The organism is Pseudomonas sp. NPDC077451, from assembly GCF_044543345.1.
Classification (GTDB): domain Bacteria; phylum Pseudomonadota; class Gammaproteobacteria; order Pseudomonadales; family Pseudomonadaceae; genus Stutzerimonas.
Window position 1 is genome coordinate 1 of sequence record NZ_JBITVX010000008.1, and the last position, 23512, is coordinate 23512.

Consider the following 23512-nt stretch of genomic DNA (forward strand, 5'->3'; position numbering starts at 1 on the left):
AATCGGCCCAAGAAACGCAGAATAAGGCCGGTAGGTTGAAAAAACCGGGTTGAAAAAGGGGGACGGTGAGAATTGGCTAATTGTTCAGCGTCTCCCTAGGTCTGCAACTGCATCGTTAATCGCATTCCTGTAGCGAAGCTTCAGCAAAGGGGAGAGTTTTTCGGGCCCCAATTCCTCCACTCCCTCCTTTACGTACTGCGACAGCACGAAGTCAAGAAAGGCTTCTTGCTTGTCTGTGAATTGCCCATGCAGCGTGCTGCGAGCTCTGCTGGCGCGCTCCTCTCGAGTCTGCGGTTCGATGGAGAAGGCGACGTACGTCAGCACATCGAACAGGTCACTATGCTCGGCGTCGATAATGCGCTGCATTTCGTGCAATACCTCGTTGCTAAAGCCGCGTTCAGCCAGGCCTTGCAGGAGTGAAGTGCGAGTATCCGGGGCGCTCCATAGCCCACGTAGCTCGTCCTCATCTTTAAAAAATTCTGGCAGATTGCCGAATAGGCTTTCCAGGAACTGTGCAGCAGATATCGGTTTGCCATCGGCGCCGAGGTACAGCGTCGCCATCATGCTCTTGATGCGCCGCACCGAACCGTTGCTGAGTCGGACCTCGATCACGTCCGGGCGTGGATCGCGCGGCGGCTTGGGCGGCCTGGGTTCGCTCTCATAGCCACCTCTGTTCTCTCCGGTGCCGACGGCTTTGGTTTCGACAGGTTCTATCGGTTCGCCATCCCACTCGGGATCACTGAACAGGTGATGAGCCTTCACGAAGTCATAGATGGTGAAGTAATCCTTGCCATCGAATAAGCGCGTACCACGACCGATGATCTGCTTGAACTCAATCATGTTGGTCACCGGCCGCATCAGCACGATATTGCGGACGTTGCGCGCATCCACGCCGGTGGAGAGCTTCTGCGAAGTCGTGAGAACGGTTGGTATGGCCCTCTCGTTATCCTGAAAATGCCGCAGGTGTTCTTCCCCTCGCGCACCATCATCGGCGGTCACTCGCACACAGTAGTCCGGCTCGCTGCTGCGCTTCATCTGGTTGATCAGGTCACGTACTTCCAGCGCATGCTGTTGGGTGGCGCAGAACACCAGCGTCTTCTCGCTCGGCGCGATCTGCTCCATGAACAGTTTGACCCGATAGGCTTCCCGCTCCGGGATCTTGATGACTCGATTGAAGTCTGCCTCGAGATAGCGCCGTCCCGCCTCCACCTCGCCTTTGATGACTATTCCGTCGCCTGGCACATACACATACTCATCAAGCGTTGTAGCGATCTGCTTGACCTTGAATGGCGTGAGGAAACCGTCGTTGATGCCTTCCTTCAGCGAATACACATACACCGGCTCGCCGAAGTAGGCATAGGTGTCGACGTTGTCCTTGCGCTTGGGCGTGGCAGTCAGACCGAGCTGCACCGCTGGGGTGAAATACTCAAGGATGCCGCGCCAGTTGCCCTCGTCGTTGGCGCCGCCACGGTGGCATTCATCGATGATGATGAAATCGAAGAAATCCGCCGGGTACTCGCCAAAGTACGGCGTGCCGTTCGGCCCGCTCATGAAGGTCTGGAAAATGGTGAAAAAGATGCTTCCGTTCTTTGGCACCCTGCCCTTTTTGCGAATTTCCTCCGGGGCGATGCGCACAAGTGCATCTTCGGGGAACGCAGAAAACGAGTTGTAAGCCTGATCCGCGAGGATGTTGCGGTCCGCCAGGAACAGAATGCGTGGCTGACGCTGGGCGTCGCGCTTGAGGTTCCAGCGACTTTTGAACAGCTTCCAGGCCAGCTGAAAGGCGATAAATGTCTTGCCTGTGCCGGTCGCCAGCGTCAGCAGAATTCGCGACTGCTGCGCTGCGATTGCTTCCAGCACCCGCTTGATCGCAATGTCCTGATAGTAGCGCGCACCCCAGGTGCCTCCCTTGTCTTCGAACGGAATGGCGGCGAAGCGCTCGCGCCATTCATTGTGCTCGGCGAAGGTCAGGTTCCACAGTTCTTCCGGCGTGGGGAAGCTGAGCAAGTCGCCTTCTGCGCCGGTGAGCATGTCGATAGCGTAGATACGCTGGCCATTGGTTGCGTAGGTGAAGCGGATTGCCAGCTTCTTTGCATAGCTTTTGGCCTGGCCTGCACCCTCGGTGTAGTGCTTGTCCCAGGCTTTCGCCTCGATCACGGCCAGCTGAGTGTTGCGGTATACCAATACGTAATCGGCGATCTCCGCCTTGCCGCGCTGTCCCGAACCCTGGATGCGGCCGTGAGTGATTTGAAACTCGCGTTGTACGCGGCTGCCATCGACGACGCCCCAGCCCGCTTCACGCAAGGCGGGGTCGATATGTTCGGCGCGGGTTTCAGCTTCGTTCACGGCAATATCCTTTTGGCATCATGCCCGGAGCATAACCCTCGGCGGCGTTGGTTTAGAAGGCGGAATCAACCCGCGAGCATGTTCATGATCAGGCGAATCAACGTGTCTTTGTGCGCCGGGTCTGACTCCGCTACGAGCAAAGCGAGTGCTGCCAGGCCGATATCGTTGATCACGGGCTGGTTGGTAGCGTCCAGCAAGCGCCCATTGCGGTTGAGAAAGTCCACGAACAGAAACGCCCCGCTGCGCTTGTTGCCGTCAGCGAACGGGTGATTCTTGATCACGAAGTACAGCAGATGCGCAGCCTTGGCCTCCACGCTGGGGTAGGCCGGCTCGCCGAACACCGTCTGATCCAGATTGCCCAGCAGGCCGGCCAGTCCGTCGCCGCGTTCTAGAGCGAATAGCTCGGTAGCTTCGCCGCGAGCCATTAACTCGGCTTTCAGGCGAGCCAGCGCCTGGCGGGCTTCGTCCAGCGTAGGCAGCGCGCCGCCGGCGATAGTGGGCGGGTCGGTCAGCAGGCCTTCGTCATACCGCTGAAGCAAGAGGAAGGTCTGCGCATAACGGGTAACGATGTCCACCAGCCCTCGGCCGGTGTCGCTGAGTAACTCAGGGCTTTGCGCCGCCTTTCTCACCAGCTGCAGTGCGGCTTCAAGCTCCAGGGCATTTGCCTCGAAGCGTTGGCGATTGAGGGTGTAGCCCTGGGTGAGGTGTTCGCGAAGCAAGCGTGTGGCCCATTGGCGGAATGACACGGCACGCTTGGAGCTGACCCGATAGCCCACCGAGATGATGGCGTCGAGGTTGTAGTGTTTCACCACACGGTTGACCTGCCGCTTGCCTTCCTGGCGAACTACCGAGGAATCCTCGGTAGTTGCCGCCTCGGCCAACTCGCCATCGGCAAAGATATTCTTCAGGTGCAGGCTGATGTTGTCGTTCGAGGTTTCGAACAGCTCCGCCATCTGTCGCTGAGTCATCCATACCGTATCGCGCCCTGCATCCAGCCGAACCTCGACCGGCTGGCCCGCCTCGTGAAAGATCACCAGTTCTTGCTGAGCGGTATCCATGCGTGCTCCGTGAGTCGATGCAGTTATAGCTGGCCGCTGAACGCCTGGTGTAGCAGCGACTGCTTCAGTTCGTCGAGGGCGGCGATTTTTCGGTGGTAGATAGATTCGAGGCGTTGGGTTTCGGCAACAAGTAAATCGATAGTCTTAACGGCTTTTTGCTGATCATTGAGAGGTGGAATTGGGATCCTCACCTTTCTAAGTTCGTCAGAGTTAATTTTTAAGGTTCCATGGGCCGCATTACTCAGAACGGAATCGCTGGAATTGATTCGATTTCTTAGAGCGAAAAGCAGATATCGAGGGATAATACTCGGGTCTACGTGTATTCCTTTTATATCTTGATTAAACGCACACGGCACCATTAGTTCGGTGATTTGAGCGCCATGCGCAAGCCCCATTCCACGGACAAGCACAAGAAGGGTGCCGGCTGGTGCCAAGCGAGTGGACGACTCATCAACCGCTGACTGGGAAATGTGGAGGAAAGAGTCAGCTAGCCTAGTCGATTTCATGTCACGCCCTGAAACCCAAGGGATCTCGCCGTTCCAATAGCCTTCGTTCGTCTTTGAGGGCGTGCCGCCGCTGCTGAAAGTCGATATTTCGTCAAGCCGCTTTTCTGCCCACCCCTCACCTCGCGCCGTAAAAACGGATTGCAGGTAGCTTTCAAAAATCTCACGGGCGTTTTGCAGGTTTTCTTCAGCATTGGCGCGGGCCTGGGCAATCTTGCCAAAGGCTTGGGCAAGGGTGAAGACGATGCGACGCTGCTCGGAAATTGTCACAAGAGGGACATACATGTCCCGGATTTTTTGCTGTGAAATATTAGGCTGAGCGTTTCCGACTGCTTGGGCCACCAATTCGCTTTTTCGTGACAACAACAGGTAGTAAAGAAATTCAGGGATAAACGTTTTATTAGGAAGAATCCCGCATACCGCCTGATTTGTCGCGGATTCAAAGCGCAATATGCCCACTTGTCCAGCTGTAGCTCCGTACATGGCGACCACGACTGTGTTGGCCGGAAATAATTTGGCCGAGGATCTTTTTAATCCGAGTTCTGTAATAAAGGTTTTTGCCGCTGAAATTTCGCCCTGACTTACTTCCCCACTCTGAAGCCAAGGGACTTTTCCCCCTTCGTAAAACTCCTTATTAGACTTAAGCGGAGTACCGCCGGCCGCTGTCTGACAGACTTCGGCCAATCGGGTAATTTGCCAAACTGCTTTCACAGCAGCCCCCTGATAACTGCCAGCACTTGCGCGCTCTCGGCATCCAGCGCCGCAATTTCGTTCAGGATTTCCTGCGGACTGCGGAAGGCTACGTCTTGAGCGCCGTTGGGGTTTTTCACCGACAGGTCGTAGCTCGACCTGTCAATGTCCGCCATATTCAGGCTCCAACTCTTCGGCGAGTCGGCAAAGGTCTTTTGCAGCTCGATAAATTCAGCCAGGTCAGCGTCGGCCAGCGGGTTGGTCTTGCCCATGTTGCGGCCGGGTTCCAGCTGGTAGTACCAGACCTTGCGCGTCGGCGCGCCCTTGGTGAAGAACAGCACCACGGTCTTCACGCCGGCGCCCTGGAAGGTGCCGCTCGGGCAGTCGAGCACGGTATGCAGGTTGCAGCTTTCCAGCAGCAGTTTGCGCAAGCTGACCGAGGCGTTGTCGCTGTTGCTGAGGAAGGTGTTCTTGATGACCACCGCGCCATGGCCGCCGGCCTTGAGGATCTTGATGAAGTGCTGGAGAAACAGGAATGCGGTTTCGCCGGTCTTGATCGGGAAGTTCTGCTGGACTTCCTTGCGTTCCTTGCCGCCGAACGGCGGGTTGGCCAGCACGATGTCGAAACGGTCCTTGTCCTGAATGTCGCTGAGGTTTTCCGTCAGGGTGTTGGTGTGGATGATGTTCGGCGCTTCGATGCCATGCAGGATCATGTTCATGATGGCGATGACGTAGGCGAGGCTCTTTTTCTCCTTGCCGTAGAAGGTGTGCTTTTGCAGGGTTTCCTGCTGGCGGGTGGTCAGGTTCGGCTGGCTGCTCAGGTAATCGAAGGCTTCGCAGAGAAAGCCTGCCGAGCCGACCGCGCCGTCGTAAATCCGCTGACCGATGTGTGGATTGACCACCTTGATCATGGCGCGGATCAGCGGGCGCGGGGTGTAGTACTCACCGCCGTTGCGCCCGGCGTTGCCCATGTTCCTGATCTTGACCTCGTAGAGGTGCGAGAGCTCGTGCTTCTCGGTCTGCGTGCCGAAGCGCAGGCCATCGACGATTTCCAACACTTCGCGCAGGTTGTAGCCGCTCTGGATGCGGTTCTTCAGCTCGCCGAATATCTCGCCGATCTTGTACTGGATGGTGTCCGGACCTTCGGCCTTCTGCTTGAAGCCATGCAGGTAGGGAAACAGCTTGGTGTTGACGAAATCCTTGAGGTCATCGCCGGTCAGGGCGCTATTGTGGTCGATCTGGCCATTCGCGGTCTTGGGCGCAGCCCAACGCTCCCAGCGATATTCAGGGTCGAGGATGTACAGGTAATACTTACCCTCAAGCTGTGCCTCCACGGCTTTTTCCTGCTCCAGCGCGTCGAGGTACTTGAGAAAAAGCAGCCAGGAGGTTTGCTCGGTGTAGTCGAGCTCGCTGGTACAGCCGGCATCCTTGTGCAGGATGTCATCGATATTCTTGAAGGCCTGTTCAAACATGGCGGGCAGCTATTCCGTGAAGTGCCGGCTGGATCATAGCGGGCCGCTGGCACAAATCGCAGGCAATAAAAAACCCCAAGGAGGTTAATTTCGCTTGGGGTTCTCGGTATTAGTGGTGCCCAGGGACGGAATCGAACCGCCGACACGGGGATTTTCAATCCCCTGCTCTACCGACTGAGCTACCTGGGCAACGGGGCGCTATTAGACGGATTTGGCTTTTGCCTGTCAAGCGCGGCTTTGAAAAATATTTAGCTAGATCGGGCATTTAGCGATGCGTGCCGGCGTTTCTGCTGAGCAAGCGTTGGCTGTGGAAGGCCAGGGCGTCGCGGATCGCTTCGCCCGCACCTCAAACGTTATTCGCTGGGCGGTACGTAACCTTCAGCCAGTGCGTATTCTTCTCCAGAGAGGTACTTGTCCATCTCTGTCTGCAGGAACTTGCGATCTTCTGCATTCATCATGTTCAAGCGTCGTTCGTTAATCAGCATGGTTTGATGCTTCTGCCAATCGTCCCAGGCCTTTTTCGATACGTTGTTATAGATGTCTTCGCCCTTGGCGCCAGGGTAGGGGGGGCGCTCTAGGCCGGGGAGTTCTTCTTTGTACTTGCGGCAGTTCACGGTGCGGGTCATGACATCTCTCCTGCGTTCAATTCGGCAGCGGCGCGCTTGAGCAGCGTCTTTACCGGGGCGGCAAGCCCCAGTCGCGGCGGGGTGGCGAGGTTATACCAGAGCCAGTCAGCCTCGGCCACGGCGCCGGGTGGGGATTGGACTCGGATCAGCCAGGGCTCGATGGCGAGCTGGAAATGACTGAAGGTATGGGTCAGGCCGGGCAGCTCCCGGCGATCCTGCATCTGCAGGGAATGGCGCTGGGCGAGCGGATCGAGTGCCGCCAGATCCTCCAACTCGGGCAGGCTCCAGAGGCCGCCCCATAGCCCGCTAGAAGGGCGGCGATAAAGCAGGATGGCGCCGTCCGGGTTGGCCAGCAGCGGCATCAGGGTGCGCTTCTGGGGCAATGCCTTGCGCGGCTTCGGTACCGGAAAATCTGTCTCGCGACCCAGCAGGTGGGCGCGGCAACCTGATCGTAGCGGGCAGAGTAGACAGCTTGGCTTGCTGCGTGTGCAGAGCGTGGCGCCCAGATCCATCATCGCCTGGGTGTAGTGATTGACGCGCTGCTGCGGCGTGAAGCGCTCAGCTACTTCCCATAGCTGGCGGGCCACTTTTGGCTCGCCTGGATATCCCTGCTGTGCGACATAGCGTGCCAGTACGCGCTTGACGTTGCCGTCGAGGATCGGCGCGCGCAGGCCCATGCTCAGGCTGGCGATGGCGCCGGCGGTAGAACGACCGATACCGGGAAGCTCAGCGAGCTGCTCGACGCAACGTGGAAATTCGCCACCGTGCTCGGTGACGACCCGTTTGGCGGTCTTGTGCAGGTTACGGGCGCGGCTGTAGTAACCGAGGCCTGTCCATAGGTGCAGCACCTCGTCTTCTTCGGCGTCGGCCAGAGCCTGGACCGTTGGAAGCGCTTCCATGAACCGATCGAAGTAGCCAAGCACGGTGCTGACCTGGGTCTGCTGCAGCATGATCTCCGATACCCACACACGGTAGGGCGTGATGCCTTGCTGCCAGGGCAGATCCTTGCGCCCGTGGCGGTCGTACCAGTCGAGAACGGCAGCGCCGAACTGCTCGTCGCCCAGTGCTTGTGATGTCATCGATTGAACAGGCCTTTCAGTGCGTCCTTCAGTTCAGGACTGACTTTGTCGCCCAGCTTCTCTTCGATGGTCTGGTTGAGCTTGTCACCCGCGAGCCGGGCGGCGATTTTGCCGAGGCGGTCATTGTCGAAGCGACAGGCCTTGGCGCCCAGTTCCAAAGGCCCGCGGCAGCGCAGCGGCCATTCGATGCCGACGTAGCGCTCGTTGACCGCACAGGCCGGGTCTGGCATCTCGCCCTTGTCGCCCTCGATGACGATGCCGACGCGGTAGTCCATGCCAAGTACGCGCAGGTCCACATCGCCGTTGCCGTTTACCGTGAGGCCGGGAATGCTGACTTTCAGGTCCGGGTTGCTGGCGACGCCATTGCGTAGGATGAGGTTGCCTTTCAATTCGCGGAACGGCGTGTCCTTGCCGCGCGGCTCGCTGTTAAGCGGCTTGCGATTGAGGGTGGCGATGGCGCGGCAGAGCTGCTGCTCGAGGTTGGCGTCGACGAGGACACCGTTGTCGATGAGGAAGCCGATCTTGCCGTTGAGGTTGTCGATCCAGGCTTGCTGGCTGTTGCCCTGAGTGCGTAGATCGCTGTCCAGGTTAAGCAAGCCCTTGATCACCACCTGTTCGCCCTGGCTTTGCAGCAGGCCTTCGATCGGGACGTGGGCCATGCGGGTCTGGGCAGTGAGCAACGGTATCTGTGGTCGAACGTCGAGGCTTGCCGAGGCTTCCAGTCGGCCGTTGTAGAGCCCTCCGCGCAACTGCTCTAGCGTCAGCAGCCCGCCCGCAGTGCGTGCCTTGAGAGCAAAGTTATCGAGCGGCAGCTTCATTGCAGTGAGGTTGTCGATATTCAAATTGACGCGCGTATCCAGGCTGCGCAGTGAGCCGACCGGCAGGACGGTCGTACTGCTCCAGGCTTGCTGGGTTGGCTTGTCAGGCAGCGGAGTGGTGCCGCTGCCTATCACAGCCGCTTCGGTGGCCCTGACCTCGCTCTGGCGCGCGGCGGCAGCCCCATCATCCTTTCCTGGCGGGGGCAGGTAGCGATCAAGATTGAACTGGTCGCCACTGAGGTCGACTCGCAACGATTGCTTGGCGAAATCGCTGACTGCGATCTGGCCGGTAAAGGTGCTGCCGTCCAGCTTCAGATTGATCTCTTCGAAGGTCAGGCTGGTTGGGGTGCCGGCAAGACGGGTGACCAGCTCGGCTTTGCCCAGCGCGGTGTTGTCGGCCATGGCCGGGAGCTGTTGGCCGATGCTCTCGAGGAATTCGCGCAGGTTGAATTCCGCAATTGACAGTGCCCCGCTGATCTTCGGTTGGTTCTGCAGGTCGCGGGCTTTCAGCTCGCCAAGACCGCGGAGCTGGTTGGCGGTGAACTTAAGGCTGGTCCACTCGGCGATGTCGGCGGCCAGGTCAGCCAGCAGCTGGCCTTGTGCGCTAAAGGAGAGTGTCTTGCCCTGTAATGGCTCGCCGGAGGCCTCGCCGCTCAAGCGAAGGTCCTCCAGCTGATAGCGCTGCAATTTGGTATCGAAGCGCAACGCGCCCTGCAACTCGGTGCGAGCGCGCATCACCGGCTTGTTGCTACCGAAAAAGGCGTTGAGCTTGACCGGAATCGAAGTGGCTTCGCGAATGGCCCCCGTGGTTAGCTCGATGCCTTCGGCGCTGAACTGCTGCCCGCTTTGCGCATCATGGTAGGTCACCCGAGCATCGCTGATGGTCAGGCTGTCGATGTCCAATTGCAGTGGACGCCTGGTGTTGTCGGACCGCTGTTCATCGGTGGAGGGCTCGGCCGGTTGCGCTGCTGCATTGTCGGGTGGCGTTTCGCTAGTGGTCGGACGGCCCACACCTTCCCAGTTGCCGCGGCCCTTCTCGTCGCGGTTGAGCGTCAGATTGAGTCCGTTGAGCGTGATGTCGCTCATCTGCACTTCGCGGCTCAGCAACGGCAGCACCCGGACCGAAAGACCCAGCATGCGCAGGTCGGCAAAGGGTTGTTCGGGTGTTTGCACGCTGGCCAGGGTGGTGTCGTGCAATTCCAGGCCGAGCCAGGGGAACAGGCTCCAGCCGATGTCGCCGGCGATGTCCAGTTCGAGCCCGGCCTTTTCGCGAGCAAGTGCACGGATTTCGTCTTTATAGTCGTTGGGGTCGAACAAATGCGTGAGGGCAAAGCCCAGTGCGACGATAAGGAGCAGCAACCCGAGGATTACCAGGCCCAGGATCTTGCCGAGCGATTTCATGGACAGGTCCTTTGTGTTTGGCATTTCAAAAGCAGCGAGTATAACGCCGGGCGCCATGGCTGTTTGCCGTGGCTGGCGTTGGAGTGGCTAGCGGCGCCTGGGTTCCTATGCGCGCCGGTGGCACTGGCACGCACCGTGTCGGTTGCGGCTTCGCGGCGAAGCGCTGATTGATCGCTAGATGATGTCCAGCGGCAAATGTGCTCGTGCGGCCAATGCTTGAGCTTCTAGGTGATCTGTCGGTGCCGCCAGATGCAACTCCTTTCCGGCTTCGCGAGCTAGGCGCTGGCTCTCTTCGAGGATCCGCCTACCGACGCCGCGACGGCGTGTGATCGCGCGCACGCACAGATGCGAGAGGCACCAGTGGGGCCCGTCGCGCTGCAGCAGGGCGGCGCCGAGCAGGCGGTCGTTAAAGCGACCGGCGATAAGGCTGCGATCGGCCAGTCCCGCCTCGATCAATGCTGCGGCGTCTGCGTGGGGCGCCAGTAGCCAGCTCGGTGCATCGGCAAAGATTTTCACCAGATCGGTGCGGTCCTGCTGGCTGGGCTCGGTTACGGCTTCAACTGATACGGGCATGTTGACCTGCGGTGCTGATTTGGATGTCCGCAGCATAACCGTGCCGGCTTACCGGCGCACGACAGCGCCGCCGGCGACTGTTTGCAGTAGCCTAGCCACTGGGCGCGTATCGACGAGGGTGGGTTTGGGCCTATAATGCGGCTCATTTTTCGCCCCTCGATCAGCGGAGCTGTTGATGTCCGAACGTACGGCTTGCGTAGAGCGCAACACCCTGGAAACCCAGGTCAAGGCCACCATCAACCTGGACGGCACCGGCAAGAGCCGCTTCGCCATCGGCGTGCCATTTCTCGAGCACATGCTCGACCAGATCGCTCGTCATGGGCTGATCGATCTCGACATCGAATGCCAGGGCGATCTGCATATCGACGATCACCACACCGTGGAAGACGTCGGCATCACCCTCGGCCAGGCGTTTGCCAAGGCCGTTGGCGACAAGAAAGGCATGACCCGTTACGGGCATTCCTACGTTCCGCTCGATGAGGCGCTGTCGCGTGTCGTCATCGACTTTTCCGGGCGTCCAGGGCTGCAGATGCATGTTCCCTACACGCGCGCCACGGTCGGCGGCTTCGATGTCGATCTGTTTCAGGAATTTTTCCAGGGCTTCGTCAACCACGCCTTGGTCACCCTGCACATCGACAATCTGCGCGGGCACAACACCCACCATCAGATCGAAACCGTGTTCAAGGCCTTCGGCCGCGCGCTGCGCATGGCAGTGACGCTGGATGAGCGCATGGCTGGGCAGATGCCGTCGACCAAGGGTTGCCTGTAATGCAGACCGTTGCAGTTATCGATTACGGCATGGGCAACCTGCATTCGGTCGCCAAGGCGCTCGAGCACGTCGGTGCCGGGCGGGTACTGATTACCAGCGATGCGCAGGTGATTCGAGAGGCTGATCGTGTGGTGTTTCCGGGTGTGGGTGCAATTCGCGACTGCATGGCAGAGATCCGCCGCCTGGGCTTCGACGAGCTGGTTCGGGAAGTCAGTGTCGATCGGCCGTTCCTCGGTATCTGCGTGGGTATGCAGGCACTGATGGAGCGCAGCGAGGAAAACGGCGGCGTCGACTGCATCGGCCTTTTCCCCGGCCAGGTTCGTTTCTTCGGTAAGGATCTTGAGGAAGACGGCGAGCGCCTCAAGGTGCCGCACATGGGCTGGAACGAAATGGAACAGGCGATTGCTCATCCGCTCTGGCACAACATTCCCGCCGACGGCCGCTTCTATTTTGTTCACAGCTATTACATCGAGGCTGGCAACCCACGGCAGGTGGTCGGTCGTGGCCACTACGGCAAGGACTTCGCTGCGGCGCTGGCCGATGGTTCGCGCTTCGCCGTGCAGTTCCATCCCGAGAAAAGCCACACCCATGGCCTGCAGTTGCTGCAGAACTTCGCCGCCTGGGATGGCCGCTGGTAATGAGCCGGGCGAAGCTCAAGCCGCCGGTTCTGGTGCTGGACACCGCCCAGGAGCAGGCTGCACAGCAGATCATCAAACGCTTTCTGGAAGACCGCTTCGAACTGGAACTCGGCTCATTCGAGGCTCAGGAAGTGCTCGATCTCTTCGCCCGTGACATTGCTCCGCTGTATTACAACAAGGCGATTTTCGACGTGCAGACGCACCTGAAAGAAAGGTTCGAGAGCATCGAAAGCGACTTGTGGGCGCTCGAGAAGAGCTGACCTTAACCGACACCCGATTTGAACAGGTTCAAGCCATGCTGATTATTCCCGCGATCGATCTTAAAGACGGCGCCTGCGTGCGTCTGCGTCAAGGGCTGATGGACGACGCCACGGTGTTCTCCGATGACCCAGTGGCCATGGCCGCCAAGTGGGTCGAGGCCGGTTGCCGCCGTCTGCACCTAGTCGACCTCAACGGGGCCTTCGAAGGCCAGCCGGTCAATGGCGAGGTGGTCACGGCCATCGCCAAGCGCTACCCGAACCTGCCGATCCAGATCGGCGGTGGCATCCGCTCGCTGGAAACCATCGAGCATTACGTTCGCGCTGGCGTCAGCTACGTGATCATCGGTACCAAAGCGGTCAAGCAGCCAGAGTTCGTCGGTGAAGCCTGCCGCGCCTTTCCGGGCAAGGTGATTGTCGGCCTGGATGCGAAGGATGGCTTCGTCGCCACCGATGGCTGGGCAGAAGTTTCTAGCGTGCAGGCGGTCGATCTGGCGCGCCGCTTCGAGGCCGACGGCGTTTCGGCGATCGTCTACACCGACATTGCCAAGGACGGCATGATGCAGGGCTGCAACGTCGAGGCCACGGTCGCGTTGGCTAACGCCAGCCGCATCCCGGTGATCGCGTCCGGTGGCATCCACAACATCGGTGATATTCAGAAGCTGCTCGACACCAACACACGCGGCATCGTCGGCGCCATCACCGGCAGGGCGATCTACGAAGGCACGCTCGATGTCGCCGAGGCCCAGGCGTTATGTGATCTGAAATACAAGGACGAGTGAATCGCTGATCAGTGGTGGATCGGTGAAGCGTGATCCACCCCACACGCTACTTGCAGCTTGAAGCCTGCGGCTTGAAGAAGCTGCTTCCGGAGATAGCCTCATGGCATTGGCCAAACGCATCATTCCCTGCCTCGACGTGGACAATGGCCGCGTGGTCAAGGGCGTCCAGTTCGAGAACATCCGTGACGCCGGTGATCCGGTGGAAATTGCCCGCCGCTACGACGAGCAAGGCGCTGACGAGATCACCTTTCTCGACATCACGGCCAGCGTCGACAACCGCGACACCACGCTGCACACCGTGGAGCGGATGGCCAGCCAGGTGTTCATCCCGCTAACCGTGGGCGGCGGCGTGCGCAGCGTGCAGGACATCCGTAACTTGCTCAATGCTGGCGCCGACAAGGTCTCGATCAACACCGCTGCGGTCTTCACCCCGGAGTTCGTCGGCGAGGCGGCCGATCGCTTCGGTTCGCAGTGCATCGTCGTCGCCATCGACGCCAAGCGGGTTTCTAAACCGGGCGAAACGCCACGCTGGGAAATCTTCACCCATGGCGGACGCAAGCCTACCGGGCTGGACGCGGTGCTCTGGGCCCAGAAGATGGAAGCGCTGGGCGCCGGTGAAATCCTCCTGACCAGCATGGATCAGGACGGCGTCAAGAGCGGCTATGACCTGGGCGTAACCCGGGCCATCAGCGAAGCGGTGCATATTCCGGTGATCGCATCCGGTGGTGTCGGCAATTTGCAACATCTGGCTGATGGAGTTCTGCAAGGCAAGGCCGATGCGGTGCTAGCCGCAAGCATCTTCCATTTCGGCGAGTACACCGTGCCGGAAGCCAAGGCGTTCATGGCCAGCTGCGGCATCGTAATGCGCTGAACCGGTAAGCCGTAGGCCTTTGAGAATCCGCTTCGAATCGACCAGGGACACAGCCGCGGCATGCGGCTGCCGCATCATCAAGGAGACCACTCCATGTTCAAGACCACGCTGTTGGGGCTGGCCGTCAGCCTCTCGCTGATTGCTGGTGGTGCGCATTCGGCACCGGAGCCGATCAACCTGCTCACCGAGAACTTTCCGCCCTATAACATGGCGGTAGACGGCAAGAACTTCGCACGCGACGAAAACATCACCGGTATTGCCGCCGATATCGTTCGTGAAATGTTCAGGCGCGCCGGCGTCGATTATACGCTGACACTGCGTTTCCCCTGGGAGCGCATCTATAAGATGGCCCTGGACATGCCGGGCTATGGTGTATTCGTCACTGCCCGGTTGCCGGAGCGTGAGGACCTGTTCAAATGGGTGGGGCCAATCGGCCCGGACGATTGGGTGCTGCTTGCACGAGCCGACAGCACCATCAAGGTAGACGACCTGCAACAGGCCAGTCAGTACCGCATCGGCGCATACAAAGGCGATGCGATTGCCGAGCACCTCGCGGCGCAGGGGCTGGAGCCGTCGCTGGTCCTGCGCGATCAAACCAACGTGGATAAGCTGCAGAGCGGCGCGATTGATCTCTGGGCAACGGGTGATCCGGCTGGACGCTATTTGGCCAAGCAGCAAGGCGTGACCGGCCTTAAGCGGGTGCTCAAATTCGACAGCGCAGAGCTTTACCTGGCGCTTAACCTCGGTATTCCCGATGCAACTGTAGCCAAGCTGCAGGCTGCGCTGGAGCAGATGCGCGCTGACGGCACGTTAGACACCATCAGCAGCCGCTATTTATAGACAGTTTGCCCGCCAACAGCTCACGCCGACGTTCCCGCTCGCGGCGTTGTGGCGCTGCGATGCCCTGTATCGGAGCGCTTCCCTGAACCTCTTCAGCCAACGGGCCGGGCTGTCCTTCCCCTGAGCCCTTCGTTTAGCTGTGTAGCCGTGGCTGATAGCAAATTCGCTCGTTCGTTTGTGCGGCTCGTCACATTGCTGGGATAGCTTCACGGCGCCTGGTTCGCAAGTTGCTAAACATCATAAAGGTGCGACACACGCATGGACGCTGCGTGGCAGTTGTCAGCGCTGTGTCGCCTGGGATGTTTTCATACGGGGAGGGAGCGATGAGACGAATTCTAGTGGCCGGGCTGTTGCTGTTGATGGCCACCGCGGCCAGGGCAGAACTGCCCGATGACTACAAAATGGTGCTGCTGACCGAAAATTTTCCGCCTTTTAACATGGCGGCTGACGGTAAGAACTACGCCGCAGACCGCAACATTAGCGGGATTAACGCCGAGATCGTGCGCGAGATGTTCAAGCGTGCCGGGGTCGCCTACAGCCTGACGCTGCGTTTCCCCTGGGAGCGCATCTACAACCAGGCGCTGGAACACCCGGACCAGGGGCTGTTCTCTACCACCTACACACCCGAGCGTGAACCACTATTCAAATGGGTCGGCCCGCTGGCCAGTACCGGCTGGGTACTGCTTGCCCCGGCCGGTAGCCCGATGCGGCTGAGTTCACTCGACCAGGCGCAGCAGTACCGGATCGGTGCCTACAAGAATGACGCGGTTAGCCAGCATCTGGAAAGCAAGGGCTTCGAGCCGATCAATTCACTGCGCGACCAGGAAAACATCAGCAAGCTGCTCAAGGGGCAGATAGACCTATGGGCGACAACCGACCCAGTCGGGCCGTATCTGGCCAAACAGGAAGGCGTAAGTGGGCTGACCACGGTATTGCGCTTTAACGACGCGCAGTTGTTCCTTGCGCTGAACAAGCAGACGCCGGATGAAGTCGTTACGCGGTTGCAGAAAGCGCTGAACGAGATGAAGAGCGACGGCGCTATCGACGCGATCATGCGCCGTTATCTCTGATGACTTATCGATACAGGCCGTTCGCGCCATGGGCGGCCATGGCGCGGTTACCCCGGGTGGCGATCATCTGACCAATGTCCACCCAATCGATACCCTGCGCTGCCAGCTTCGGCAGCTCGCGCTCCAACAGGGCAAGTGTGGCAGGGTGTGGATGACCGATCATCACAACTGAACCTTGCTTGCGGGCCAGTTGTACGGCCGCCCGAAACTGCATGGCAACGGCCTCGGGGCTGGGGTCGTCATCGAGAAAGATGTCACGCGACAGGCTCGCCAAGCCGATGCGTTGCGCGGTCGCGGCTGCAACGGTTGCCGCATTGGTACGGCTGTCGAGAAAGAACAGGTGGCGCTGTTGCAGCTGCTGCATGAGTGACGCCATGGGCTGCTGCCGGTCGGTCATCTGGCTGCCCATGTGATTGTTCACGCCGCTGGCATGGGGCACTTTTGCCAGGGCGCTGGTCAGTCGACGGTCAAGCTCGGCTGAAGGCAGCTGCGGTTGCCAGGCGTAAGGCCCGCCAGCGGGGGCCATGGGCAGATGCAACATGACGGTCTTGCCTGCCGCTTTGGCCCGCTCGGCCAAGTCCGTGGCGTTCCGGGTATCCGGCAGAATCGCCATGGCCACTGGGCCGGGCAGGGCCAGAACGCGTGCATCCCGTGCTGCGTTCTGCCCAAGGTCATCGATTACCAGCACCAGTTTCGGCATTCGCGAGACGGTTGCCAGGTGATCTGCTGCGGCTGTTTTACTGTCGCCAATCGTAGCCCCGCCGATTGCCGACAGAGGGACCAAAACCCCTACTAACAGAGCTAGAGCCCAAGGCATCCGCTACTGACCGCGGGTGAGGTTCAACCCCTTGAGCAGATTCAGTGCCTGACCGAGTTGGTAGTCCTCATCCTGAGGGCGTGGAGAGTCGTTGACGATCGGTGCCGTAGTGGGGCGTTCCGCGCCGCCGTTGCCATTGCCGAGGTGCCCGGCCAGGTCGGCCTCGCGGATGCCTTCCGCAGCTTGTTCCCGCGTCAGTTTGGCACGGGTGACCCGGATATCCGGCTCGATTCCCTGTGCCTGAATTGAGCGTCCGTTGGGTGTGTAATAGAGCGCGGTGGTGAGCTTCAATGCACGGTCGTTGTTCAGTGGAAGTACCGTCTGCACCGAGCCTTTTCCGAAGCTGTCGGTCCCCATGACCACGCCACGCTTCTGATCCTGCAAGGCCCCGGCGACGATTTCCGACGCCGAGGCGCTACCACCATTGATCAGCACAACCAGCGAAACGCCTTCGCTGGCATCGGCCGCGTCTGCGTTGAAGCGCAGCTCGGAGTTGGCGATGCGGCCTTTGGTGTAAACGATCAAGCCATCAGTCAGGAAATGGTCGGACACTTCCACCGCAGCCTGGAGCACCCCGCCGGGGTTGTTGCGCAGGTCGAGCACCAGCCCGTTGAGCTTCTTGCCATTTTCCTTGCGCAAGCTCGCCAAGGCCTTACCGACTTCCTCGCCGGTATTGATCTGAAACTGCGTTACGCGCAGGTAGCCATAGCCGGGCTCAAGCAGCTGACTCTTGACGCTGTTGACCTTGATCACCGCGCGGTTGAGCTTGACGGTGAACGGCTTGCCCCCCTCTCGCACCAGTGACAGCGATATATCGCTGCCTGGTTTGCCGCGCATCATGCCAACCGCATCCATCATGGACATGCCCTTGGTCGGCTTGCCGTCGATCTTGACGATCAGATCGCCAGCCTCAATGCCGGCCTTGGATGCCGGGGTATCGTCGATTGGCGATACCACCTTGATGAATCCGTCCTCGATCCCAACTTCGATCCCCAGGCCGCCGAACTCACCGCTGGTGCTCTCCTGCAGTTCGGCAAAGGCATCAGGTTCGAGGTAGGCGGAATGGGGGTCGAGGTTGCTGAGCATGCCCTTGATGGCATTTTCCAGAAGTGTCTTGTCGTCGACCGGCTCCACGTACGCGGCCTTGATCCGGTCCAGCACTTCGGCAAAGGTCCTCAGCTCCTCCAGCGGCAGCGGCGCTTTTTGGGTCGCGGCGTTCAGCTGGAGCGGTTCTGGCGCGATCTCTGCGGGCGATTGCTGCGCCCAGGCGCTACCGTACATCCCTAGCATGACGGTCAGGGCTAGGGTGGAGGGTTGGGCGAAACGGCACAGGTGCAGCATGTTTGACTCCAGTTGTGAGAGGCGCGCTAACAGCCGGCTCGGCTTATCCCTGCGCACGACACCATTGTGCCGGATCGCTCGGGCGACCCTGTTGGCGAATGGCGAAATACAGTGCGGCAGCTTCTTGCCCGCCACTGGTTCCTACGGTGGCGATCGGATCGCCCGCCTTGACGATGTCTCCTGCGTCACGCAGCAGGCTCTGGTTGTGCCCGTAAAGGCTAAGGTAGCCGTTGCCGTGATCAAGGATCACCAACAGGCCGGCGCCACGCAACCAATCAGCGAATACCACCCGGCCCCCGTGCACGGCTCGGACCTGGGTACCAACGTCGGCGCCGATCAGCACGCCGTCCCACTTGGTTCGAGCGTCGCCACCGCGGGGAGTGCCATAGCGTGCCACCAATCTTCCGTCTACCGGCCAGGGCAGCTTGCCCTTAGCCTTGGCGAAAGGGCCGCCAAAATTCCCGCCAGCGCTTGAGACAACTGGACCGTCCGATGCTGCTGGGGTGCGGCCGGGCTGTTGCTGGCGTGCCTGCTCTTCGCGGGCCTCGGCCAACGCGCGTTGACGCGCCTGCTCGGCTTCACGCGCCTGGCGAGCAAGGGTTTCTTCGATGGTTTTGAGCACCCGCTCCAGCTGCGCCTGCTCCTGCTTGCGTGCTTTGAGCTTCTGGTCGCGGCTGGACAAGTCTTTATCAAGTTTTGCCAGCGTTACCTGGCGCTCCTTGCGGACTTCGGCCAGTTGCTCGCGCCGTTGTTTGAGGCCGTCCTGCTGTTCGGCTAGTGTTGCCTGCTGCTTCTGAATGCCGGCTTCTACGCCGGCCAGTTGGCGTAGCGTCTCGTTAAAGCTTTCGAGCTGCTCGAAGCGTGCTTTGCTGAGATAGTCATAGTAGGTCAGCGTGCGGCTGAATTTTTCTGGATTCTGTTGGTTGAGCAGCAGCTTCAGGTATTCCTGGCGGCCGCTCTGATAAGCCGCGCGTGCCTGAATGCCAATCAGGCGCTGTTGTTCGAGGCGCGCACCTTCAAGCGTGGCTTTCTCGTCGTTGAGGCGATCCAGCTCGGCTTCGCTGCGATCGATTTCCTGCTGCAAAGAGTCGACCTGTTTCTCCAACTGGCCCATCTCGCTTTCGGTAGTCTGCAGTTGCTTCTGGACCGCGGATTTCTCCTGTTCGATCTGCTTGAGCAGCTTCTGCAATTCCGCGACGTCCTGGCGCGCCGCTTCGATCTGCTTGCGCGCATCGGCGCGCTCGTCGGCCATGGCTGGGCCAAGCAGACAAAAAAGCGCTAATACAACAAGAATACGGGGCATGAGAGGGCGTAACCGTGAGTTCAACGACTGCCGTAGTATGCCTAAAAACCAAGCTGGAAGCTTGAACCCCAGAGCTGGAGGTAACAGCCTGGCTTCCAGCTTCCAGCTTCCAGCTTCCAGCTTCCAGCTATCAGCTATCAGCTCAGCTCGACAATTGAGTGGCCGGTCATTTCCGCCGGTACCGGCATGCCCAGCAGCGTCAGCATGGTCGGTGCCACATCGGCGAGGACGCCGCCTTTGCGGATGGTCAGGTTACGCTTGCCAACATAGATGAAGGGAACCGGCTCGCAAGTATGGGCGGTGTGCGCCTGGCCAGTCATGACGTCCTCCATCTGCTCGACGTTGCCGTGATCGGCGGTGATCAACGCTTCGCCTCCGACCTTTTCCAGCGCTTCAACGATCCGACCGACACACTTGTCCAGGCATTCCACGGCCTTGACCGCGGCCTCGAACACGCCGGTATGGCCAACCATGTCGCCGTTGGCGTAGTTGACGATGATCACATCGTAACGCTGGCTCTCGATGGCCTCGACGATGCGATCAGTCACTTCGGGCGCGCTCATTTCAGGCTGCATGTCGTACGTGGCGACTTGCGGAGACGGAATCAAGATGCGCTCTTCGCCCGTAAAGGGGGCCTCGCGACCGCCGGAGAAGAAGAAGGTGACGTGAGCGTACTTCTCGGTCTCGGCAATGCGCAGCTGGGTCTTGCCGTTGTTGGCGAGATATTCGCCGAGCACGTTGGTCAGGCCTTCCGGGGCAAACGCGCTGGGCGCCGGGATGCTTGCTGCATATTGCGTCAGCATGACGAAGCCAGCCAGTTGCGGTACCCGGGCGCGCTGGAATTCGCTGAAACCAGGCTCGACAAAGCAGCGCGTCAGTTCACGAGCTCGGTCGGCGCGGAAGTTCATGAACACCACGGCATCGCCGTCCTCGACACGAACCGGCTCGCCAATGGTGGTGGCCTTGACGAATTCGTCGCTCTCGCCACGCTCATAGGCGGCAATCAAACCGTCAACAGCATAATCGGAGTGGTAGTCGGCTTTGCCGTCAACAATCAGACTGTATGCCTGCTCGACCCGGTCCCAGCGGTTGTCACGATCCATGGCGAAGTAGCGGCCAATCAGGCTTGCAACGCGGCCTTTGCCCAGGCGGGTGAAGGTGGCTTGCATCAGTTCGATGGAGTGCTGTGCGCTCTTCGGTGGCGTGTCGCGGCCATCAAGAAAGGCATGCAGGTAGATTTTTTCGGCGCCGCGCTTGGCAGCCAGTTCAGCCATGGCGACCAGATGATCCTGGTGGCTGTGAACGCCTCCGTCGGAAAGCAGGCCGAGGATATGCACTGCTTTGCCTGCAGCTACTGCCTTATCGACGGCGGTGCAGATGGTGGGGTTCTCGAAGAACTCGCCGTCGCGGATGGATTTGGTGACCTTCGTGAAGTCCTGATACACCACGCGGCCGGCACCCAGGTTCATGTGGCCCACTTCGGAATTGCCCATCTGCCCGTCCGGCAGACCCACATCCATGCCGCTGCCAGAGATCAGTCCGTGCGGTTGGCTGGCCAGCAGGCGGTCATAGACGGGCTTGTTAGCGGCGTGGATGGCATTGAATTCAGGACTGTCGCTGTGTCCGAAGCCGTCGAGAATGATCAATACCAGGGGTTTGGGCGCGGCGGGCATGTGTCTGGCTCCTTGCACGGGGTCGCGAAAAAAGGCGGCCAGTCTAATAGTTGGCCGGTTGGGCGTCACGATTCGCAGGGTTCAGCCTGGTGGGGGGGCTGTGTATACTGGCCCGCATTTTATCCCCCGGGTACCCTTTAGATGGTCGCTAACCTGATTGAATTTGTCTCTAACCACTATGTTCTTGTCAGCATTTTCTTGGTGTTGCTTGTGCTTCTCGCCATTACCGAGGCACGCAAGGGCGGCAAGAGCCTGAGCAACCGCGAGCTGACCGGTCTGGTCAACCGCGACGAAGGCGTGGTGTTGGACGTGCGCGCGAAGAAGGAGTTCGACGCGGGCCATATTGTCGACTCATTGAACATTCCCCACGAGAAGCTGGTCAGCCGACTGGGCGAGCTGGAAAAGCACAAGGGCAAGACCATCGTGGTCGTTGATGCCATGGGCCAGCACGCCGGAACGGCCTGCCGTGAACTGCAGAAGGCGGGCTTCACTGCCGCGAAGCTGTCCGGAGGGATTTCCAGCTGGCGCGGCGAAAATCTGCCAGTGGTTAAATAACTATGTCCAAAGTCGTCATGTACACCACCGCCTGGTGCCCGTTTTGCATCAGGGCCAAGAGCCTGCTTGATCGCAAGGGCGTCAGCTACGAGGAAATCCCCGTCGACGGTAAGCCTGCGTTGCGTTCGGAAATGGCAGCAAAGGCTGGGCGAACATCTGTCCCGCAGATATGGATTGGTGACGAACACGTCGGTGGCTGCGACGAGCTGCACGCTTTGGAGCGGGCTGGCCGCCTGGACGCGATGCTTCAGGCTTGACTCGAATAAACGGCCTGTCGGTAGCGGATGAAACCCCGCCACGGGCGGCGCGACCCAAACTCGACATGCACAAACAAGAAGGCTTCACATGACTGAACAAGCAAACAATGGTGCCGCCGCAGGTCAGGAAGAGCAGGGCGCGCAGTTTTCCCTGCAGCGGATATATGTCCGTGACCTCTCTTTCGAAGCCCCGAAAAGCCCGGAAATCTTCCGCCAAGAATGGAATCCGAGCGTTGCGCTGGACCTGAACACCAAGCAGAAGTCACTGGAAGGTGATTTCCATGAGGTGGTGCTGACGCTTTCCGTAACGGTCAAGACCGGTGAGGAAGTGGCCTTCATTGCTGAAGTGCAGCAGGCCGGTATCTTCCTGATCAAGGGCCTCGAAGCGCAGGCCATGAGCCATACGCTTGGCGCGTTCTGCCCGAACATTCTGTTCCCCTACGCTCGGGAAACGCTGGACAGCCTCGTCACGCGCGGTTCCTTCCCGGCGTTGATGCTGGCGCCAGTGAACTTCGATGCGCTCTACGCTCAGGAAATGGCGCGCATGCAACAGGGCGGCGAAACGCCGGCCACTGCTCACTGATAGCTCTTCGCTTTCAAACTGCTACAGAAGCCAGGGGTGGATAGGATTTAAGAAGCCTTATCCACCCTTGCTTCTAAATTGCCCCGCTCAACTAGCGTACCTTCACGACTAGCTTGCCGACTGCTCTGCGCTGGGCCAGCGTATTGATTGCGTCAGCCGTCTTTTCAAGCGCGAAGGTTTGCGACACCAGGGGTTTCAGTTTGCCTTCGGCATGCCAGGCGAATAGCTGCTTGAAGTTGGCTGCGTTGTCGTGCGGCTGGCGCCGCGCGAAGCTGCCCCAGAAAACCCCTATCAAGGCGGCGCCCTTGAGCAGCGGCAGGTTGGCGGGAAGGGATGGGATATCTCCAGCGGCGAAACCGACCACCAGCATGCGGCCGTTCCAAGCAATGCTGCGGAACGCTTCTTCGAACAGCTGGCCACCGACCGGGTCGTAGATCACGTCTACGCCCTGACCTGCAGTCAGTTCCTTCAGGCGCTCCTTGAGGCTGGTCTCGGTGTAGTTGATCAGCTCATCGGCGCCGGCCTGTTTGGCAACCTCAAGCTTTTCAGCTGTAGAGGCTGCGGCGATCACCTTCGCACCCATGGCTTTGCCTATTTCCACTGCAGCCAGACCAACGCCGCCGGAGGCGCCAAGCACCAGTAATGTCTCACCCGGCTGCAGGTTGGCGCGTTGTTTCAGGGCATGCATCGAAGTGCCGTAGGTCATGCTGAACGCCGCAGCCGTATCGAAATCCATCGTTGGTGGAATCGGCAGAACGCTGTCCCCTGGCACCGCAACTTGTTCGGCAAAGCTGCCCCAGCCGGTCAGCCCCATCACCCTGTCACCGACCTTCAGATGGGTAACCTTTTCGCCAACTGCGGCAACGACGCCTGCGGCTTCACCGCCTGGGGAGAACGGGAAGGGCGGCTTGAACTGATATTTCCCTTCGATCATCAACGTATCTGGAAAGTTGACACCGGCTGCATGTACGTCGAGCAGCACTTCGCCCTTTTTGATCTGCGGGCTGTCAACGTCTTCGACGACGAGGTTTTCGGCTGGGCCAAATTCTTTGCACAGGACAGCTTTCATCGAGTTTCCTTTTATTGTCGTATCTGGACTGATGGCATTGATGGCCTCAGTCTAGGAGGCTGCTCGGTCGACGCAACGAGCATGTTCGGCTCTGATGGCGATTCATAAGGCCGGGCTTGGG

At 59.7% G+C, this 23512-nt stretch carries 23 protein-coding genes and 1 tRNA gene; 10 read left to right on the forward strand and 14 right to left on the reverse strand.

All coding sequences use genetic code 11. The features are described 5' to 3' along the window. Positions 1 to 84: 84 nt before the first annotated feature. From hsdR to panM, 9 genes are all read right to left on the reverse strand, one after another. Positions 85 to 2346 (reverse strand): EcoAI/FtnUII family type I restriction enzme subunit R, encoded by a 2262-nt coding sequence (gene hsdR, locus ACIGHL_RS13885; RefSeq protein WP_128120494.1) that lies wholly within the window; start codon positions 2344 to 2346, stop codon positions 85 to 87. Positions 2347 to 2411: 65 nt separating this feature from the next. After that, positions 2412 to 3404, reverse strand: a complete 993-nt coding sequence (locus ACIGHL_RS13890; RefSeq protein WP_128120493.1) for a virulence RhuM family protein/type II toxin-antitoxin system death-on-curing family toxin — start codon at positions 3402 to 3404, stop codon at positions 2412 to 2414. Positions 3405 to 3427: 23 nt separating this feature from the next. Continuing rightward, positions 3428 to 4618, reverse strand: a complete 1191-nt coding sequence (locus ACIGHL_RS13895; protein WP_128120492.1) for a restriction endonuclease subunit S — start codon at positions 4616 to 4618, stop codon at positions 3428 to 3430. Continuing rightward, entirely contained in the window at positions 4615 to 6069 is a 1455-nt protein-coding gene (locus ACIGHL_RS13900) for a class I SAM-dependent DNA methyltransferase (protein WP_128120491.1), read from the reverse strand. The genes ACIGHL_RS13895 and ACIGHL_RS13900 overlap by 4 nt, the downstream gene beginning before the upstream one ends. 113 nt (positions 6070 to 6182) lie before the next feature. Continuing rightward, positions 6183 to 6258, reverse strand: a tRNA-Phe gene (locus ACIGHL_RS13905). Between the two features lie 164 nt (positions 6259 to 6422). Then, entirely contained in the window at positions 6423 to 6695 is a 273-nt protein-coding gene (locus ACIGHL_RS13910; protein WP_128120490.1) for an oxidative damage protection protein, read from the reverse strand. Next, the gene (mutY, locus tag ACIGHL_RS13915; protein WP_216707049.1) at positions 6692 to 7774 is read right to left on the reverse strand and encodes an A/G-specific adenine glycosylase; all 1083 of its coding nucleotides are present in this window, start codon (positions 7772 to 7774) and stop codon (positions 6692 to 6694) included. Before mutY ends, ACIGHL_RS13910 begins: the two co-directional genes overlap by 4 nt. Next, positions 7771 to 9993, reverse strand: coding sequence for an AsmA family protein (locus ACIGHL_RS13920; RefSeq protein WP_128120489.1), 2223 nt, complete (start codon positions 9991 to 9993; stop codon positions 7771 to 7773). Before ACIGHL_RS13920 ends, mutY begins: the two co-directional genes overlap by 4 nt. A 174-nt stretch (positions 9994 to 10167) precedes the next feature. Then, positions 10168 to 10566, reverse strand: coding sequence for an aspartate 1-decarboxylase autocleavage activator PanM (panM, locus tag ACIGHL_RS13925; RefSeq protein WP_128120488.1), 399 nt, complete (start codon positions 10564 to 10566; stop codon positions 10168 to 10170). A 175-nt stretch (positions 10567 to 10741) separates the two neighbouring features. On the opposite strand from panM, the gene hisB reads away from it, so the two are divergent. The 7 genes from hisB to ACIGHL_RS13960 all read left to right on the forward strand — a co-directional run bounded on the left by hisB (position 10742) and on the right by ACIGHL_RS13960 (position 15793). Further along, on the forward strand, positions 10742 to 11335 hold the full coding sequence (gene hisB, locus ACIGHL_RS13930; RefSeq protein WP_019341947.1) for an imidazoleglycerol-phosphate dehydratase HisB: 594 nt from the start codon (positions 10742 to 10744) through the stop codon (positions 11333 to 11335). Further along, positions 11335 to 11973, forward strand: coding sequence for an imidazole glycerol phosphate synthase subunit HisH (gene hisH / locus ACIGHL_RS13935; RefSeq protein ID WP_045423460.1), 639 nt, complete (start codon positions 11335 to 11337; stop codon positions 11971 to 11973). Before hisB ends, hisH begins: the two co-directional genes overlap by 1 nt. Then, a complete protein-coding gene (locus ACIGHL_RS13940; protein ID WP_128120487.1) occupies positions 11973 to 12233 on the forward strand; it encodes a DUF2164 domain-containing protein in 261 nt (86 codons plus the stop codon). Before hisH ends, ACIGHL_RS13940 begins: the two co-directional genes overlap by 1 nt. Before the next feature lie 35 nt (positions 12234 to 12268). Then, positions 12269 to 13012 carry a 1-(5-phosphoribosyl)-5-[(5-phosphoribosylamino)methylideneamino]imidazole-4-carboxamide isomerase gene (gene hisA, locus ACIGHL_RS13945; protein WP_045431504.1) on the forward strand — a complete coding sequence of 248 codons (744 nt, stop codon included), beginning with the start codon at positions 12269 to 12271 and terminating at the stop codon, positions 13010 to 13012. A 100-nt stretch (positions 13013 to 13112) separates the two neighbouring features. Then, positions 13113 to 13883, forward strand: coding sequence for an imidazole glycerol phosphate synthase subunit HisF (gene hisF, locus ACIGHL_RS13950; RefSeq protein ID WP_128120486.1), 771 nt, complete (start codon positions 13113 to 13115; stop codon positions 13881 to 13883). 93 nt (positions 13884 to 13976) lie between these two features. Then, complete coding sequence (locus ACIGHL_RS13955; protein WP_128120485.1) at positions 13977 to 14723, forward strand: substrate-binding periplasmic protein; 747 nt, start codon at positions 13977 to 13979, stop codon at positions 14721 to 14723. Positions 14724 to 15046: 323 nt separating this feature from the next. Then, positions 15047 to 15793 carry a substrate-binding periplasmic protein gene (locus ACIGHL_RS13960; RefSeq protein WP_128120484.1) on the forward strand — a complete coding sequence of 249 codons (747 nt, stop codon included), beginning with the start codon at positions 15047 to 15049 and terminating at the stop codon, positions 15791 to 15793. 4 nt (positions 15794 to 15797) lie between these two features. On the opposite strand, the gene ACIGHL_RS13965 is transcribed toward ACIGHL_RS13960, so the two are convergent. From ACIGHL_RS13965 to gpmI, 4 genes are all read right to left on the reverse strand, one after another. Continuing rightward, complete coding sequence (locus tag ACIGHL_RS13965; RefSeq protein WP_128120483.1) at positions 15798 to 16610, reverse strand: divergent polysaccharide deacetylase family protein; 813 nt, start codon at positions 16608 to 16610, stop codon at positions 15798 to 15800. 3 nt (positions 16611 to 16613) lie between these two features. Then, positions 16614 to 17951 (reverse strand): S41 family peptidase, encoded by a 1338-nt coding sequence (locus tag ACIGHL_RS13970; RefSeq protein ID WP_128120482.1) that lies wholly within the window; start codon positions 17949 to 17951, stop codon positions 16614 to 16616. A gap of 43 nt (positions 17952 to 17994) precedes the next feature. Further along, the gene (locus tag ACIGHL_RS13975; protein ID WP_128120481.1) at positions 17995 to 19254 is read right to left on the reverse strand and encodes a murein hydrolase activator EnvC family protein; all 1260 of its coding nucleotides are present in this window, start codon (positions 19252 to 19254) and stop codon (positions 17995 to 17997) included. 137 nt (positions 19255 to 19391) lie between these two features. Continuing rightward, positions 19392 to 20927 carry a 2,3-bisphosphoglycerate-independent phosphoglycerate mutase gene (gene gpmI / locus ACIGHL_RS13980; protein WP_128120480.1) on the reverse strand — a complete coding sequence of 512 codons (1536 nt, stop codon included), beginning with the start codon at positions 20925 to 20927 and terminating at the stop codon, positions 19392 to 19394. A 141-nt stretch (positions 20928 to 21068) separates the two neighbouring features. Between gpmI and ACIGHL_RS13985 the strand changes: the two genes are divergently transcribed. The 3 genes from ACIGHL_RS13985 to secB all read left to right on the forward strand — a co-directional run bounded on the left by ACIGHL_RS13985 (position 21069) and on the right by secB (position 22322). Next, a complete protein-coding gene (locus ACIGHL_RS13985; RefSeq protein WP_045423476.1) occupies positions 21069 to 21482 on the forward strand; it encodes a rhodanese-like domain-containing protein in 414 nt (137 codons plus the stop codon). Between the two features lie 2 nt (positions 21483 to 21484). Next, positions 21485 to 21739 carry a glutaredoxin 3 gene (grxC, locus tag ACIGHL_RS13990; protein ID WP_045423478.1) on the forward strand — a complete coding sequence of 85 codons (255 nt, stop codon included), beginning with the start codon at positions 21485 to 21487 and terminating at the stop codon, positions 21737 to 21739. 88 nt (positions 21740 to 21827) lie between these two features. Further along, entirely contained in the window at positions 21828 to 22322 is a 495-nt protein-coding gene (secB, locus tag ACIGHL_RS13995; protein ID WP_102836573.1) for a protein-export chaperone SecB, read from the forward strand. 91 nt (positions 22323 to 22413) lie between these two features. Here secB and ACIGHL_RS14000 read toward each other — a convergent pair whose 3' ends face one another. Then, positions 22414 to 23391, reverse strand: coding sequence for an NADPH:quinone oxidoreductase family protein (locus ACIGHL_RS14000; protein ID WP_128120479.1), 978 nt, complete (start codon positions 23389 to 23391; stop codon positions 22414 to 22416). Positions 23392 to 23512: the final 121 nt, after the last annotated feature.

Bases quoted from the DNA above. Each gene is read 5' to 3' on its own strand.
- ACIGHL_RS13920 (WP_128120489.1), bottom strand. From the start codon at position 9,993: ATGAAATCGCTCGGCAAGATCCTGGGCCTGGTAATCCTCGGGTTGCTG.
- ACIGHL_RS13955 (WP_128120485.1), top strand. From the start codon at position 13,977: ATGTTCAAGACCACGCTGTTGGGGCTGGCCGTCAGCCTCTCGCTGATT.
- hisF (WP_128120486.1), top strand. From the start codon at position 13,113: ATGGCATTGGCCAAACGCATCATTCCCTGCCTCGACGTGGACAATGGC.
- ACIGHL_RS13965 (WP_128120483.1), bottom strand. From the start codon at position 16,610: ATGCCTTGGGCTCTAGCTCTGTTAGTAGGGGTTTTGGTCCCTCTGTCG.
- ACIGHL_RS13975 (WP_128120481.1), bottom strand. From the start codon at position 19,254: ATGCCCCGTATTCTTGTTGTATTAGCGCTTTTTTGTCTGCTTGGCCCA.
- ACIGHL_RS13940 (WP_128120487.1), top strand. From the start codon at position 11,973: ATGAGCCGGGCGAAGCTCAAGCCGCCGGTTCTGGTGCTGGACACCGCC.
- ACIGHL_RS13985 (WP_045423476.1), top strand. From the start codon at position 21,069: ATGGTCGCTAACCTGATTGAATTTGTCTCTAACCACTATGTTCTTGTC.
- secB (WP_102836573.1), top strand. From the start codon at position 21,828: ATGACTGAACAAGCAAACAATGGTGCCGCCGCAGGTCAGGAAGAGCAG.
- ACIGHL_RS14000 (WP_128120479.1), bottom strand. From the start codon at position 23,391: ATGAAAGCTGTCCTGTGCAAAGAATTTGGCCCAGCCGAAAACCTCGTC.
- ACIGHL_RS13970 (WP_128120482.1), bottom strand. From the start codon at position 17,951: ATGCTGCACCTGTGCCGTTTCGCCCAACCCTCCACCCTAGCCCTGACC.
- gpmI (WP_128120480.1), bottom strand. From the start codon at position 20,927: ATGCCCGCCGCGCCCAAACCCCTGGTATTGATCATTCTCGACGGCTTC.
- panM (WP_128120488.1), bottom strand. From the start codon at position 10,566: ATGCCCGTATCAGTTGAAGCCGTAACCGAGCCCAGCCAGCAGGACCGC.
- ACIGHL_RS13910 (WP_128120490.1), bottom strand. From the start codon at position 6,695: ATGACCCGCACCGTGAACTGCCGCAAGTACAAAGAAGAACTCCCCGGC.
- hisH (WP_045423460.1), top strand. From the start codon at position 11,335: ATGCAGACCGTTGCAGTTATCGATTACGGCATGGGCAACCTGCATTCG.
- grxC (WP_045423478.1), top strand. From the start codon at position 21,485: ATGTCCAAAGTCGTCATGTACACCACCGCCTGGTGCCCGTTTTGCATC.
- ACIGHL_RS13890 (WP_128120493.1), bottom strand. From the start codon at position 3,404: ATGGATACCGCTCAGCAAGAACTGGTGATCTTTCACGAGGCGGGCCAG.
- ACIGHL_RS13900 (WP_128120491.1), bottom strand. From the start codon at position 6,069: ATGTTTGAACAGGCCTTCAAGAATATCGATGACATCCTGCACAAGGAT.
- ACIGHL_RS13960 (WP_128120484.1), top strand. From the start codon at position 15,047: ATGAGACGAATTCTAGTGGCCGGGCTGTTGCTGTTGATGGCCACCGCG.
- hisB (WP_019341947.1), top strand. From the start codon at position 10,742: ATGTCCGAACGTACGGCTTGCGTAGAGCGCAACACCCTGGAAACCCAG.
- mutY (WP_216707049.1), bottom strand. From the start codon at position 7,774: ATGACATCACAAGCACTGGGCGACGAGCAGTTCGGCGCTGCCGTTCTC.
- hisA (WP_045431504.1), top strand. From the start codon at position 12,269: ATGCTGATTATTCCCGCGATCGATCTTAAAGACGGCGCCTGCGTGCGT.